The 15,700-nt window shown below is 31.1% G+C and carries 15 protein-coding genes; 12 read left to right on the forward strand and 3 right to left on the reverse strand.

Annotation, left to right across the window (positions count from 1 at the left end):
* The first annotated feature begins 65 nt into the window (after positions 1-65).
* From DUT90_RS11525 to DUT90_RS13405, 4 genes are all read left to right on the forward strand, one after another.
* Entirely contained in the window at positions 66-545 is a 480-nt protein-coding gene (locus DUT90_RS11525; protein ID WP_114427333.1) for a GNAT family N-acetyltransferase, read from the forward strand.
* Between the two features lie 77 nt (positions 546-622).
* A complete protein-coding gene (locus tag DUT90_RS11530; RefSeq protein ID WP_114427670.1) occupies positions 623-1,876 on the forward strand; it encodes an aspartate kinase in 1,254 nt (417 codons plus the stop codon).
* A 56-nt stretch (positions 1,877-1,932) separates the two neighbouring features.
* The gene (locus tag DUT90_RS11535) at positions 1,933-3,747 is read left to right on the forward strand and encodes a lysophospholipid acyltransferase family protein (protein ID WP_114427334.1); all 1,815 of its coding nucleotides are present in this window, start codon (positions 1,933-1,935) and stop codon (positions 3,745-3,747) included.
* Between the two features lie 180 nt (positions 3,748-3,927).
* A complete protein-coding gene (locus tag DUT90_RS13405) occupies positions 3,928-4,089 on the forward strand; it encodes a hypothetical protein (RefSeq protein WP_181858196.1) in 162 nt (53 codons plus the stop codon).
* Here the strand turns inward: DUT90_RS13405 and DUT90_RS11540 are convergent.
* Positions 4,067-5,743, reverse strand: coding sequence for an RluA family pseudouridine synthase (locus tag DUT90_RS11540; RefSeq protein ID WP_258848553.1), 1,677 nt, complete (start codon positions 5,741-5,743; stop codon positions 4,067-4,069). The genes DUT90_RS13405 and DUT90_RS11540 overlap by 23 nt on opposite strands.
* Before the next feature lie 246 nt (positions 5,744-5,989).
* Between DUT90_RS11540 and DUT90_RS11545 the strand changes: the two genes are divergently transcribed.
* Positions 5,990-6,391 carry a DUF1842 domain-containing protein gene (locus tag DUT90_RS11545; protein WP_114427336.1) on the forward strand — a complete coding sequence of 134 codons (402 nt, stop codon included), beginning with the start codon at positions 5,990-5,992 and terminating at the stop codon, positions 6,389-6,391.
* 67 nt (positions 6,392-6,458) lie between these two features.
* Here DUT90_RS11545 and DUT90_RS11550 read toward each other — a convergent pair whose 3' ends face one another.
* The gene (locus tag DUT90_RS11550) at positions 6,459-7,418 is read right to left on the reverse strand and encodes an L-threonylcarbamoyladenylate synthase (protein WP_114427337.1); all 960 of its coding nucleotides are present in this window, start codon (positions 7,416-7,418) and stop codon (positions 6,459-6,461) included.
* A gap of 33 nt (positions 7,419-7,451) precedes the next feature.
* A complete protein-coding gene (locus tag DUT90_RS11555; protein WP_114427671.1) occupies positions 7,452-8,999 on the reverse strand; it encodes a family 16 glycosylhydrolase in 1,548 nt (515 codons plus the stop codon).
* 179 nt (positions 9,000-9,178) lie between these two features.
* Here DUT90_RS11555 and DUT90_RS11560 point away from each other — a divergent pair, with 179 nt between their 5' ends.
* The 7 genes from DUT90_RS11560 (at position 9,179) to DUT90_RS11590 (ending at position 15,616) form a co-directional block, all read left to right on the forward strand.
* Complete coding sequence (locus tag DUT90_RS11560; protein ID WP_114427338.1) at positions 9,179-9,901, forward strand: tRNA1(Val) (adenine(37)-N6)-methyltransferase; 723 nt, start codon at positions 9,179-9,181, stop codon at positions 9,899-9,901.
* 15 nt (positions 9,902-9,916) lie between these two features.
* Positions 9,917-10,297, forward strand: a complete 381-nt coding sequence (locus tag DUT90_RS11565; RefSeq protein WP_114427339.1) for a DUF423 domain-containing protein — start codon at positions 9,917-9,919, stop codon at positions 10,295-10,297.
* Between the two features lie 85 nt (positions 10,298-10,382).
* Complete coding sequence (gene pckA / locus DUT90_RS11570; RefSeq protein WP_114427340.1) at positions 10,383-11,993, forward strand: phosphoenolpyruvate carboxykinase (ATP); 1,611 nt, start codon at positions 10,383-10,385, stop codon at positions 11,991-11,993.
* An 89-nt stretch (positions 11,994-12,082) separates the two neighbouring features.
* Complete coding sequence (locus DUT90_RS11575; RefSeq protein ID WP_114427341.1) at positions 12,083-13,309, forward strand: Nramp family divalent metal transporter; 1,227 nt, start codon at positions 12,083-12,085, stop codon at positions 13,307-13,309.
* Positions 13,310-14,041 carry a 5-oxoprolinase subunit PxpA gene (gene pxpA, locus DUT90_RS11580; protein WP_114427342.1) on the forward strand — a complete coding sequence of 244 codons (732 nt, stop codon included), beginning with the start codon at positions 13,310-13,312 and terminating at the stop codon, positions 14,039-14,041.
* Positions 14,034-14,762: a 5-oxoprolinase subunit PxpB gene (pxpB, locus tag DUT90_RS11585; RefSeq protein ID WP_114427343.1), complete on the forward strand. Its 729-nt coding sequence runs from the start codon at positions 14,034-14,036 to the stop codon at positions 14,760-14,762. The genes pxpA and pxpB overlap by 8 nt, the downstream gene beginning before the upstream one ends.
* Complete coding sequence (locus DUT90_RS11590) at positions 14,759-15,616, forward strand: biotin-dependent carboxyltransferase family protein (RefSeq protein ID WP_114427344.1); 858 nt, start codon at positions 14,759-14,761, stop codon at positions 15,614-15,616. The genes pxpB and DUT90_RS11590 overlap by 4 nt, the downstream gene beginning before the upstream one ends.
* Positions 15,617-15,700 lie beyond the last annotated feature (84 nt).

Raw genomic sequence — 15,700 nt, forward strand, 5'->3', positions numbered from 1 at the left:
TGTGTAAAATATTTAAATATTTTTGGTCGATTACAAATGAACTATCTTTGCTCAAAATTTTAAATATGAGCTTTTTAGTACGTTTAGGAGAGCCTAAAGACATGCAATCTGTGTTAGATTTAATTAGAGAGCTAGCAGAATTTGAAAAAGAAACCAATGCGGTAGAAATTACTGTTGAAGACTTACTTAAAGATGGCTTTTCTAAAGAACCAAAATTTAAAGTTTTTGTAGCAGAACAAAACAATGTAATTATTGGGATTGCATTATTTTACGAGCGTTATTCTACATGGAAAGGAAAAACAATTCATCTAGAAGATTTAATTGTTACCAAAAAGAAACAAAAAATAGGAGCAGGAAAAGCATTATATACAGCCGTTTTAAAATACGCTTATGACAATGACTATAATAGAGTTGCTTGGGAAGTTATAGATTGGAATACAAATGCTGTTAATTTTTATAAAAGTACAGGCGCTACATATTTAAGTGATTGGTCTGTAGTGCAAATGAATAAAGAGAATTTGGCAAAATTTATACAAAATAATTAATACAAAATTACTTTTTTGCATACTCAAAAAACTATTGAGTTATGTTAAAGAGTTTCATAAAAAATAATAATTATAAAATGAAGATTTTTAAGTTTGGAGGAGCGTCTGTTAAAGATGCAGCAAGTGTAAAAAACGTTACAAACATTTTACAAAGTGAAGGAGCAAAAAATACAGTAGTTGTAATTTCTGCAATGGGTAAAACTACCAATGCATTTGAAGACGTTATAGATGCTTACTATAATAAATTGAGCACACTTTCAGAAAAACTAGCAGTAGTTAAAGGTTTCCATAAAAATATAATGAATGAATTATTTGAAGAAGACAATGCTGTTTTTAAAGAAATAGATACTCTTTTAGGAGAATTAGATTGGTTTTTAGAAAGGAATACTTCTAGTAGATACAATTACGTATATGATCAAATTATTTGTTTTGGAGAGTTATTGTCTACAAAAATAGTTAGCGCATATTTGACTAAAATTGGAGTAAAAAATAACTGGTTTGATGTAAGAAATTTCATAAAAACAGATAGTAATTACAGAGATGCAAAAGTAGATTGGGAATTAACACAGTCTATCATTTCAGAAAAATTAGATACATCTACTTTAAATATTACGCAAGGTTTTATAGCTGCAAATGATACAGAAAATACCACTACATTGGGTAGAGAAGGGTCTGATTATACAGCAGGAATTTTTGCTTACTGTTTAAATGCAGAGAATGTAACTATTTGGAAAGATGTACCTGGAGTTTTAAATGCAGACCCTAGAGTATTCTCTAAAACTACGTTGTTAGAACAAATTTCTTATGAAGAAGCTATAGAAATGGCATTTTACGGAGCGTCTGTAATTCATCCAAAAACATTACAACCCTTAGAGCGTAAAGAAATTCCTTTATTAGTACGTTCTTTTATAAATCCAAAAGAAAAAGGAACTCAAGTTTCTAAAGGCACAAGATTAGTACCGTACATACCATGTTTTATTGTAAAGAAAAAGCAGATATTAGTTTCTATCTCTGCATTAGATTTTTCGTTTATGGTAGAAAACAACATTAGTTATATTTTTCAAAAATTACACGATTATCAATTAAAAGTAAATTTGATTCAGAATTCAGCTATTAGTTTTTCGGTTTGTATTGATAATAAATTTAAAAAATTTGATGCGTTTTATAATGAGTTAAAAACACAATTTAAAATTGATGTTCAAAAAGATGTAGATTTATATACAGTACGTCATTTTGATGATAGAGCAATTAAAGACATTGAGTCTAAAGGTACTTTTTTACTTACACAGGTTAATAAAGAAACCTCGCAAATTGTGGTTAATCCAAAATAGATAAAACTAAAATTTCAATTTTTTTGTATGTTTGCTGTTCTTTCTAATTAGAATTAATGGCATTAGTAACATCTAAAGAAATATCTCAAGTAATTGGTTTACAGAAACTTGGTTTTTTAGGAACTTTTATTGGTTGGTTGTTAATTCGAGTTTTACGAATTTCAGCCTTAAATAGAATATACACTAAAAATAAGCATAAGTCTGATTTAGAGTTTCTTAATGGGGTACTTAAAGATTGTGATATTCGTTTTGAAATTCCAGAGGAAGATTTAAAAAGAATTCCTAAAGAAGGTCCTTTTATTACGGTTTCCAATCACCCTTTAGGGGGGGTAGATGGTATTTTATTGCTAAAATTACTTTTAGAGAAGAGGGCAGATTATAAAATAATAGCTAATTTTTTACTGCATAGAATAGAGCCTTTAAAGCCTTATGTTATGCCTGTAAACCCGTTTGAAAATAGAAAGGATGCTAAATCTAGCGTTGCAGGTATAAAAAATGCGTTATCGCATTTAAAAGAAGGAAAACCTTTGGGTATTTTTCCAGCAGGAGAAGTGTCAACTTATAAAGACGGCAAGTTAAATGTAGATAAACCATGGGAAGATGGGGCAGTACGTTTAATTAAAAGAGCGCAAGTACCTGTAATACCTATCTATTTTCATGCAAAAAATAGTCGCTTATTTTACTTTCTATCAAAAATTTCAGATACCTTAAGAACAGCAAAGTTGCCTTCAGAAGTTATTTCTCAAGGCGGACGAGTTATTAAAGTAAGAATAGGAAAGCCTATATCTATCAAAGATCAAGATGAGCATAAAGAAATTTCTGAATTTTACAAATACATCAGAAAAAAGACATACATGTTGGCAAATCCTTTTGAAAAAGCCAACAAACTCATATCTGCAGAGAAAATAAAAATTAAAAAACCAGTAAAGAAAATTACGCCCCAAAGAGATTCAGAGTTATTTACTAAAGAAGTAACAGCATTAAGAAATACAAATGGCAGATTGTTAGAAAGCAAGAATTACGAAGTATTTTTTGCCGCGGCAAAAGAAATTCCAAATTTATTGCATGAAATTGGACGACTGCGAGAAATTACCTTTAGAGATGTTGGAGAAGGAACCAATAATGCCATAGATTTAGATAAATATGATAATTACTACAATCATTTATTTTTGTGGGATAGCAATGCTAATTGTTTAGTTGGCGCCTATAGAATGGGGTTAGGTAGTAAAATATACAAAGAATTTGGTATAGATGGTTTTTATGTACACACCTTATTTAAAATAGAGCCAGAATTACACCAAATGATGGCCAATACCATAGAAATGGGAAGGGCTTTTATTATTGGTGAATACCAACAAAAACCAATGCCACTTTTTTTGCTTTGGAAAGGAATTGTTCATGTAACGTTTCGCTATCCAGAGCATAAGTTTTTAATGGGTGGTGTTTCTATTAGCAATCAATTTTCTGAGTTTTCAAAATCGTTAATGATTGAGTTTATGAAATCTCACTATTACGATCCTTACATAGCACAATACATTTATCCGAAGAAAGAATACAAGGTAAAATTAAAAGATGCAGACAAAGATTTTGTTTTTGATGAAACCAAAGCAGATCTTCAAAAATTTGATAAAATCATTGATGAAATTGAACCAGGAGCACTACGTATTCCTGTTTTGATAAAAAAATATGTGAAACAAAATGCGCGTTTAGTTGCCTTTAATGTAGATCCAAAATTTAACAATGCAGTAGATGGTCTAATGTATATTAAAGTATCAGACTTACCTGATAGTACTGTAAAACCTGTAATGGAAGAGTTTCAGGCAGAATTAGAATGTAAAACTACAGATATAAATAAGAATAACAATCTTTAAAAAAGAAGTAGTGATGGCTTTCATTTATAAATTTTGAAGAAAGTGATCTTTTGAATGTCAATGTTGACTTTGATCATTATTGACACCATACAGTAATACTTTTTCTGCTTATTTAATATAAAAGATAATATTACAGAAAATGAAGATGATGCATTTTTTACCGAAATAAGCTACGGAAAAATGTGGAGCCCTTTAGCAAAAAATCCTGATGGAAAATACTATCATCTAGATATAGAAACTCAAATTGCAGGAGCAAAAAGGTGGAACATCATTTTTAGATTAGACTTTCATAGAAAAGCCATAATTGGTTTTCTTTTTTTTAAAACTCAGCAGGTACCGTAAAATGAATTCTTTTTTTTGTTGATGGATGTACGAACTCAATAAATTCTGCATGCAACTGTAAACGATTACTTTTTATACCATATAAATCGTCTCCAATTATAGGGGTATTCAGTCCGTTTTTATGAGCAGCATGTACTCTAAGTTGGTGTGTTCTGCCTGTAATTGGATAAAAGTAAACTGTAGTAGTGGTTTCGCTTTGCGTTATAACTTCCCACAAAGTTTCTGCTTTTTTACCATGCTCGTAACAAACTAACTGTCTTGGTCTATCATCCAAATCTACACGTAAAGGCAAGTTTATTTTGCCACTTTTTTTTGATAATATACCATCTAAAACAGCTACATATCGTTTTTTAATAGTTCTTTTGATAAATTGATTTTGTAGAAAGTGATACACTTCAGTAGTTTTTGCAATAAGTAAAATTCCTGAAGTAGACATGTCTAAACGATGTACAATTAAAGGTCCAGTTGCATTTGGATATTGTTTTTTAATTCGGGTAAAAACAGAGTCTTTTATATTTTTACCTGGCACCGTCAATAATTCTGCTGGTTTGTTAACAACTAACAAATCGTCATCTTCAAAAACAATTTTTAGGTCTTTTTTTGTAGATGTATTTTCTAACAAACCATTGTCATCAACTACCATTCCTTCTAACATATGTCCTAAAATAGGTTTGCATCTGCTTTGGCAAGCAGGATAAAAATGTTGATGTTTTCTCACTTCAGAATTTGGAGAAATACCCCACCAAAACTCTGCCATACAAATAGGCTTTAGCGCATTTAAAAAGGCATATTGTAATAATTTAGGAGCTGCGCATTCTCCAGAACCAGCAGGAGGAATTTCGTTATCCTCATTAAAAATATCCAATAGATTCTTTGCGTTTTGTTGTTGATTTAAAAATTGATAATTGGTAAAAAGATAATGTTGTAAAGTATTAGATTTTTCTTTTCGTAATTTTTTTAAGTGATGAATTTTTGCTTCTAGGACTCTAAAATCTTCCCCCTGTTTTTTGATTTTTGAAGCGTAGTATTCTTGTAATTCTTTAATATAAAATCTGTTATTAAAACTTTCTTGTTCTAATTTTAGACAAAGTTTTTTAAACTCTTTGTCAGATAAAATTGGTTTTAGTTGTTCCTTTTTTTGTTTTCGTTCTTTTTTATAACGCTTTAGTTTTTTTCTTTCTAACGATAAATCGTATTCAATTTCAGACTGAAGCTTTTCAAAAGAACTTTTTAAAGTGAGGTACTTAGTGCTGTTTAGTAAGTGGTTAATTTGTTTGGTAATAGTACTAATTTCTGTTTCCTCTTTTAAAAAAAAACTTCCTTTTTGACGTATGTTAAAAACAGGAGGTACAAACATTTTAGGGTAGCTATCATCTTCTAGTTTTCCAGAAAAAGCAGCTAAATAACCAATTTCATTGCTTTTATTTTGTACCACTAAAACACCAAACATTTTTCCAATAGCTACTTGGTCATTAGCATTAAATAGTCCAAAATTGTGTTTAAAATCAGTTTGAATCTTTAAGTAGTCTTGCAACTCATTTGCCGCAATTTTAGCTAAAAGATGAGGCTGGTAATAAAATGGAAAAGTAAATTTTTTAGGAATTTCAATTGCATCAACATTAGTTTTAAAAGAAATAAATTTTTCAGAATTCAAAATGATAGTAAGGGTTTAGAGACTACAAATATATAAATGAATTGCAGCCATTTACAAGTTTTAAAAACAATAGTTTTTACTTAAAGTTTAGTACTTGCTTATCAAAAAGAGTACATACACTCTAAAAATAAACTCTTTGGTTTTATAAGTTTGACATGTATTTTAATTAAACGGCCGATATACGAATACAATTTTAGGTGAAACCGAAAAACCTTAATAGAGTAGGATAACAATAAAAAAATAAAAATGTCAAAATCAGAAGTAATAGCAGGAGCATATTTAACTAAAGGAACAATAGGAAATGTAGGTACGCCAGGAGCTCCAATAGCACATTTTTCATTAGTAGTGGTGCCAGCATCTAAAAGTGTGTCTGGTGTAGTGCAAATTACCCAGGCTATAGAAGGCCCAGAAAGTAATATTGTAGTAAAAAATGTAGTAGGGCAAATTAGAGCTACAGGCTTTGGTAAGGTAACTAAAGTAGTTAGCCTTGAGGGCGAATATATAGTATCTGTGCCACCACCAGCAATAGGCACTTATTTGTCTAAATTTTCTGCACATTTGGCTATTGATAACCAATGGAATGGTAAAGGTGGATTTTCTTATGGGAATAATGATGTAGAAGATGTTCCTGTAACATCAAACAACTAGGTCAACTTATCTTGTAAGTAGGTAAACTGAAAGATAAAAATAGGAAAACCATGGTTTTCCTATTTTCTTATAAAGCTACTGTAGCCCGTTGCAAACGATCGTTAATAGATATTCCTAAACCTTTTTCAGGAAAACGTTCTGCAATAATCACATCTAAATTTTGGTGGTCTAGATGATGCATAGCACTATACAAATTAGCAGCAGCTTCTTGCAAAGAAGCTTTATCAGACAATACAACTTCTATACAAAAATCATCACATTTAGATTGATGAAAAACCAATACTCCAATTTTTTTTCCAAGATGTTTTTTAGTTTCATGCACTACATCATCTACTAAAAAAGTTTGCGTTTTCGGAGCATAATGTCTAGCTAACATTCCAGGAGCATCAAGATTTTGTTCTTTTTTGTTTTTAATGACAACTTTGCCAATAACGGCTTCAATTTCTTCTAAAGCAAGTGCACCTAATCTATAAATTATAGGTTCATCGTTTTCAAATCCAATTATGGTAGATTCTATTCCTTTGCTACAAGAACCACCATCTAAAACCATCTTAATATCATTTTTAAAATATTGCTCTACGTGTATTGCAGTTGTAGGACTAATACTACCAAAAGGATTTGCGCTAGGTGCAGCCAAAGGAAAAGTAAGTTGCTCTAACAACTGTAAAGTTAACGGATGGTTAGGAATACGAACAGCAACTGTATCTTTGCCTGCTGTAATTAAATCAGGAATAGTTGCATGTTTTTTTAAAACCAATGTCATAGACCCTGGCCAAAAGGCAGTAGCTAATAATTTTGCTTTTTCAGGTACATGGGTTACAATATTTTGTAATGCATCAATAGATGAAATATGTACAATTAAAGGATTAAAAAAAGGGCGTTTTTTTGTTGAAAAGATTCGGGTAATTGCGGTTTCACTAAAAATATTACCTGCTAAACCATAAACCGTTTCTGTTGGTATAGCTACAACATCATCATTTGTTAAAAGATGAACTGCTTTTTGGATGTCTTTAGAAATGATACTCATAAATTCAAGTACAAATCTAAGTATATTTTACAATTATTTACGCAAGATAATTTTTTTAGATACCGTTTTATTACCAGAGTTTATTTTTAGTAAATACAATCCGTCAGGTAAGTTTTCTGTATTTATAATTTTATCCATATTACTTCTTTTTAAAAGTACCCTTTGACCAATTGTATTTAATAATTCTAAGTTGTCTATTTTTTCTGATGTATCAATTTTAAAAAAACCTTTACTAGGATTAGGATAGATTTTAAATTTAGCACTAAAACTTTGGTCAATACTAGCTGTATTGGTGTTTTGATATATTCTTACATAGTCTATTTCCATACTGCTTTGGGTAAAACTTGCATCTGGCACTCCAGAAAAACCTCCCATAGCCACATTAAGAATAAGATATTGCTCTAAGTTAAATGGCCACGTAGCAGCATTTAGTTCATTAGGTTTATACGTGTAATAAGCAACACCATCTATTAAAAATGTAATCTGAGTTGGAGACCAATTCATAGAATAAACATGATAATTGTTTGTAACGTCAGACAACAATTTTCTAGCGGTATTTACTGTGTTTCCAGAACTAGAAGGTGTATGTATAGCGCTAGAGACTTCATTTACGGCATGCAAACCATGCTCCATAACATCAAGTTCGCCACATGCAGGCCAAGGAGTAGTACCAAAACCTTGGGTTTGCCAATAGGCTCCAGGTTCATTAATATTTTTACCTAAAGTCCAAATTGCTGGCCAAGTACCATTGCCTTCTGGTAATTTTGCTTTAACATCTACACGACCATAGGTGAAGGCAAATTTTGAATTTAAACGTGCAGAAGAAAAATCTAATGCAACATTGTTTTGTATAATTTTTTCTCTAATGGCTGTTATACTTAATTTTCCGTCACTAACGCTAGAGTTTTTAATATTGTTGGTGTAATGTTGCAACTCATCATTAAACCATCTTCCTCCATTTGGCGCAAATGTTTGATGAAACCATTTAGAGTTGTCTACGGTTCCGTTATTGTCAAATTCATCAGACCAAACCAAATCTGTATATACAATATCTACACCATCAGTATTAGATACAACTGTACCATCATTAATATCATCAAAAAGGAAAGTTCCTGGAGGTTTGTTTGCAATTCCGCCATCAATAAAAATAGTTAGTCTGTTGTAACTTCCTGTAGCATTTATGGTACTGTTGTCAGAAGTTCTTTTTGCATTTTTGAAATCAAACTCAATACCATTTGTCCATTGTTGAGCAGTATTTGCACCCCCAGGTATACTTACAGATACTTCTACATCTGGGTTGTTTCCTTGTTCAAATTTTAAAATAATAGAGTGTCCATCTCCATCATATTTAAAAAAATCTAGTGTTATAATTTTATTCTCGTCTAAATTAATTGGGTTAGACAAGTCTATAAAAAAACCTTGCCAAGGTTCTGGGTTGTTACCTGTCATAAAAAAACGACCTACTTTATCAGCACCATTTTCTGGATTTGTAAAAATATCAAATTTCTCTGGCGGATTCGCAGAAGCAACTTCTCCAAAAACAATAAAAGAATGGCTCCTATTATTAAAATCAAGTGGCATTTGTTGAGAAAAAATGACAACGTAAAACGCGTTAAAAACTAAAACGAGAAAATGTTTTTTTATCATAATGTAACTTTGTTCAAAAGTAAGACTAAAGCTTTTTAGACAAGAGATTGTTACCAATACAAAAACCATACACTCTGTTAAAAAAATGTTGTTTTTAGTTGTATTTTTGACAAATGTTACAACCGTTTCAATTTAAAGAATTTAAGGTCTATCAAGACAAAACAGCTATGAAAATAGGTACTGACGGCGTATTATTGGGTGCTTGGTGTAACTTAGAAAACTACCCCGACTCTATTTTAGATATTGGTTCTGGCACAGGAGTAATCTCTTTGATGATAGCACAACGTTGCGATGCTATGACTATAGACGCTGTTGAGATTGATGAAAAGGCCTACGAACAAACTGTAGAAAATTTTGAAAATTCTGAATGGGGAGATCGATTGTATTGTTACCATTCTAGCTTTCAAGAATTTGCCGATGAAATTGCAGCGGAAGAAGAATTTTATGATGTCATTGTTTCCAACCCTCCGTTTTACACAGATGACTTTGAAACGGATAGTGTTTCTAGAAACAGAGCAAGATTTACCTCTTCGTTATCTTTTGATACATTACTTTCTGGAGTGGCTAAAATTTTATCTAAGAATGGAGTTTTTTCTTTAATTATCCCTTTTAAAGAAGAGCAAGAATTTATACAAACAGCAAAAAAGTATGAGTTATATATCAATCATATTTGCAGAGTTCAAGGCAACCCATCATCAGCAGCAAAACGCAGTTTGTTACGTTTTTCTTTTCAAGAACAAGAATGTAAAGAAGAGTGTTTAATTATAGAAACAGTGCGTCATCAATATACACAGCAATATATAGATCTGACCAAAGATTTTTATCTAAAAATGTAATAAAAGAGAATTAGGATGTATAAAAATTTAACAATTATAAGCTTGCTAGGAGTTTTAGCTATAGCACTTGGTGCTTTTGGCGCGCATGCACTAAAAGAAGTATTAACACCACAAGAGTTGGCAAGTTTTGAAACAGGAGTACGTTATCAAATGTATCATGTTATTGTGCTTTTGTTTGTTACTATTTTTGAGGGCTTTACTATAGCTCAAAAAAATAAAATTAGTCTTGTTTTCTTGTTAGGTATTTTCTTGTTTTCTGGGTCTATTTATGCAATTCATCTTACTTCTGTAACTGCAAAACAAATATGGTTTGTTACACCATTGGGTGGTGTTACTTTACTATTAGGATGGATATTAATGATTGTCATATTTTTAAAGAAAGCTGTAAAGAATTAAAAAAATGATAATTCTTATATCAAATGATACTCCGTTTTAAAATATTACTTAATTTTGAAGCACTATAAACTTAAAAAATATTGATATGGTAGATACAAATACGAAATCGATTTCGTTAACTTATCTAGGAATCAAAAACGCCAAAATTCGTTATCAGTTATCCTCTAATGACTTGCATCAAGAAATTTTAAGAAAAGAGCAAGGAAAAGCGTCTAATTTAGGAGCTATTGCTGTAAATACAGGAGAGTTTACAGGAAGATCGCCAAAAGATCGTTTTATTGTAAAAGATGAGGTTACCAAAGATAAAGTTTGGTGGAGTGATATCAACATTCCTTTTGAGTCAGATAAATTTAATGCGCTGTATAATAAAATAATTGCCTATTTATCTGAAAAAGAATTGTTTGTTAGAGATAGTTATGCTTGTGCAGACGAGAATTACAAACTAAACATAAGAGTTGTAAACGAATATCCTTGGAGTAATATGTTTGCTTATAATATGTTTTTGCGCCCAACAAAAGAAGAATTGGTTAATTTTTCTCCAGAATGGACAATTATTAATGCCCCTGGTTTTATGGCTAATTCAGAAACAGATGGCACTCGTCAGCATAATTTTGCAATCTTAAATTTCACCAGAAAAATAGCTTTAATTGGTGGTACAGGATATACAGGAGAAATTAAAAAAGGGATTTTTTCTGCATTAAATTTTATCTTGCCCGTATACAAAAATACATTGCCAATGCATTGCTCTGCAAATGTTGGCAAAACAGGAGATACAGCAATTTTCTTTGGATTATCTGGAACAGGAAAAACTACATTATCTACAGACCCAAACAGAAGTTTAATTGGGGATGATGAACATGGTTGGACAAAGGATAACGTTATTTTTAATTTTGAAGGTGGTTGTTATGCAAAGGTGATTAATTTGTCTAAAGAAAATGAACCAGAAATTTACGGAGCTATAAAAAAAGGTGCTATACTAGAAAACGTTGTTTTAGATAAAAACGGAGTTGTAGATTTTGAAGATACTAGCATCACTCAAAATACAAGAGTAAGTTATCCTATTTATCATATCGAAAACATTAAAATACCTTCTAGGGGAGAAAATCCGAAAAATATTTTCTTTTTAACCGCAGATGCATTTGGGGTTTTGCCTCCTATATCTAAACTCACACCAAGTCAAGCAGCCTATCATTTTATTTCAGGTTACACCGCAAAAGTAGCGGGTACAGAAGCGGGCGTAACAGAACCTGTACCAAGTTTTTCTGCTTGTTTTGGAGCGCCATTTATGCCTTTACATCCCACAAAATATGCAGAAATGCTAAGTCAAAAAATGACAACAGCAGGTGTAAATGTTTGGTTGATAAATACAGGTTGGTCTGGAGGTAAATATGGCGTAGGAAAAAGAATGCCTTTACAATATACAAGAGCAATGATAACAGCAGTTTTAGAAGGTAAATTAGGAGATTATACGTATGAACATTATCACATTCATTCTGTATTTGGTGTAGCACAACCAAGAACCTGTCCTGGTGTTCCAACAGAATTGTTAAGTCCTAGAGCCACGTGGAATAATGATGATGCTTATTATAAAGAGGCGTTTAAATTGTCGAATGCATTTAGGCATAATTTTAAAAAATACGAAGAGTTTGCTAGTGAGGAAATCAGAAGAGGAGGTCCTCAACGCTACGCATTTTAGTAGTTTTTGTTTTTAGGAAACACCTCATAAAAGAGGTGTTTTTTATTTTAAAAAAGTATCTTTAGTCGGTAAATAATTTTTTTTGTTTGATGGTTAAAAAGTGGTTTCAAAATATAGGTCCTGGTACCTTAGTAGCAGCAGCATTTATAGGCCCTGGTACAGTAACTTTATGCACATTGGCAGGCGTTAACTTTGGCTTTAACTTGCTTTGGGCAATGTTACTTTCTATCATAGCAACCATTGTATTGCAAGAAATGGCAGCAAGATTGGGCATTGTTTCTCAAAAAGGATTATCTCAAGTAATTAGAGAAGAAGTTAAACATCCAATTTTAAAGCAATTCATTATACTTTTAATTTTAGCTGCAGTTGTTGTAGGAAATGCTTCTTATGAAGCTGGTAATATTAGTGGCGGAATCTTGGGTTTAGAAACCATTTTAGGAACGCACACTATTCATTTTGGATCAATTAGCATAAATCTACTATCTCTAGTAATTGGAGTCATTGCTTTTGTATTGCTTTATATTGGGAATTATAAATTTTTGGAAAAATCGTTAATTACTTTGGTTTTAGTCATGAGTTTTTCATTTATAATTACAGCAATAGCTACAAAACCTGAGATTACTGATGTTTTAAAAGGACTATTTATTCCTAAATTTCCTGAGAAAAGTATACTAACAATTATTGGTCTTATTGGCACTACAGTAGTGCCCTATAATTTATTTTTACATGCCTCTTTAGTAAAGGAGAAATGGCATAAAAAAACAGATGTGTCTTTGGCTAAAAAAGATACAATTATTTCAATTGTTTTAGGAGGATTGGTTTCTATGGCAATACTAATTTCTGCAGCAGCCATTAAAACAACAGATATAAATAATGCAGCAGATTTGGCAAAAGGATTAGCACCTTTGTACGGAGCATTTGCAAAATACTTTTTAGCTTTGGGTTTATTTGCAGCAGGAATAACCTCTGCAATTACAGCTCCTTTAGCCGCAGCTTATGTGGTAAAAGGATGTTTGGGCTGGAAAGATGGCCTACAGTCTAAAAAATTTAGAGCAATCTGGATAAGTATTTTATTGCTAGGTGTTTTGTTTTCATCAATAGGGATAAAACCCATAGAAATTATAAAGTTTGCACAAGTTGCAAACGGAATGTTATTGCCCCTTATTGCTGTAATTTTATTATGGATTATGAATAAAAAATCGGTTTTAGGTACGTTTACCAATTCTAATACTCAAAATATCTTAGGATTTGTAATTATAGCAATCACTGTTTTTTTAGGATTAAAAGGAATTTTAAAAGTTTTTAATTTGCTTTAAATGAGAATAGATATCAATTGTGATGTAGGTGAAGGAATGGTTAATGAAACTTTGTTAATGTCTTATATTTCTTCATGCAATATTGCCTCTGGAGGCCATTTCGGAACCAGAAAAACTATTGACAAAACAATACAATTAGCTATAGAAAACGATGTTTTAATTGGTGCGCACCCTTCTTTTCCTGATAAAGAAAATTTTGGAAGAAAGGTGATGAATATATCTAAAAGAGAATTGTATAAAAGTATTCAAAATCAATTGGATTTATTTTTAGAAAGATTAGATCAATTTAATCAGAAATTACACCATATCAAACCACATGGAGCTTTATATAATTTGATAGCAATAGATGAAGTAGCTGCCAAAAATTTTGTAGCAGCTATTCAGAAATACATGCAAGGTGTTTTTTTATATGTACCTTATAACTCTCAAATAGAGGGAATTGCTATACAAAATGATATTAATATTCAGTATGAAGCTTTTGGTGATAGAAATTACACAGAAGACTTAAAGTTGGTTTCTAGAAAGCACAAAAATGCAATACTTACCAACCCTAAAGAGGTTTACAATCATATTTATAAAATGGTAGTAGAAGGGAGCGTTAAAACACTGCAAGGGAATGAAAAAGAAATAAAAGCAGATACGTTTTGCATTCATGGAGATAATCAAAAAGCACAAGAAATTTTAGCATTTTTATCAACAGAATTTTCTAAGAAAGGATTTAAGATTGGATAAACGTATTACATATAAACCATTTGGTAATAAAGCAATATTGATAGAATGGAGTGCGGTGATAAATACAGCTATTTTATATGACATTTTAGACTTTAAACTTAAGATTGAACATCAGAAAGAAATAGAATTTTACGATTTAGTAGTAGGGTATAACTCTTTAACCATTAAGCTAAAAAGGCCTTTTAACGATTTTAAAGTAATTGTAAAATATCTAGAATTTATCAACACATCAACCGTAAATATTGTTAAAAAAGATAACTTTTTATGGGAAATTCCTGTTTGTTACGACCCTACATTTGGTATAGATCTAGAAGATATTGCTTTGAGAAAGAAAACTACTATTGATAATATTATAACACTTCATATCAAAAAGACATACACAGTTTTTTTTATTGGTTTTTTGCCTGGGTTTTTATATTTAGGTGGCTTAGATGAATGTCTTTTTGTAAATCGAAAACCAACTCCTAGATTAAATGTTGATAAGGGAGCCGTAGCTATTGGAGGGAAACAAACAGGAATTTATCCCATAAATTCTCCTGGAGGATGGAATATTATTGGCAAAACACCTATTTCTTTTTTCAATGCAAAAGCAGATAAACCTTGTTTTGTGTCTGCAGGAGATCAAATAAAATTTAAACCAATTTCTATAGACGAATTTGCCTTACTTGAAATTGAAGTGGAAGAAAATCTGTATCAAATTTCTAAAACTTTACTAGAATGATTAAAGTTTTAAAAGCTGGTTTCTATGCAAGTATACAAGATAAGGGTAGAGTGGGTTTTTCTACAGAAGGGGTGCCAATTTCTGGTGCTATGGATGGGTATTCTGCAGATATAGCTAATGCGGTTATAAACAATTCTTTAGATGCCGCAGTACTAGAAATTACTTTCGGAGCAACAGAACTTAAATTTTTAACAGCCACAGCAATTGCTATTTCTGGAGCAAATTTTAATCCTACAATAAATAAAAAACCGATTAGACAAAATAGTCGAATTGAAGTGGAAAAAGGAGACATATTATTTTTCGGAAAACCAAATTATGGAGTGCGGAGTTATTTAGCAGTTAAAGGAGGTTTTCAAACCTTAAAAATTTTAGGTAGTAGAAGTCAGTTTATCAATATTACTGATAATTTCAAAATAGAACCAGGCGATATTTTGGAGCTAAATACCGATGAAACAAAACTTAAATCTAGTAACTCATCAATTAAGATACCGAAAACTCATTTTACTTTAAAAGAAATAACATGCTATGAAGGTCCTGAGTTTTATATGTTGACTTCACTAGAAAAAGAAAAACTATTCAAAACTACTTTTACAATATCCTCAGACAATAATAGAATGGGGTATCGTTTAAAAGAAAATTTGAAAAATAATTTACCTACTATTTTAACCGCTGGTGTTTTACCAGGTACAGTTCAATTAACGCCATTTGGTAATTTAATTGTCTTAATGAGAGATTGCCAAGTTACAGGTGGGTATCCTAGAATTTTACAACTTACCGAAAGTAGTTTAGACAGAATTGCACAAAAGACTACAAATCAAAAAATTAGATTTAGGACTTTAAAGGGTTTGAGTTAACCTTAACACTGTTTGAGTTAAAAGAAACTCGATACCTTACCTACATTTGTATTGTGTTTAAAACACATCTAAAATTAGTTTAAC

The sequence above is a fragment of the Polaribacter sp. WD7 genome, from assembly GCF_003335085.1.
Lineage (GTDB): Bacteria > Bacteroidota > Bacteroidia > Flavobacteriales > Flavobacteriaceae > Polaribacter.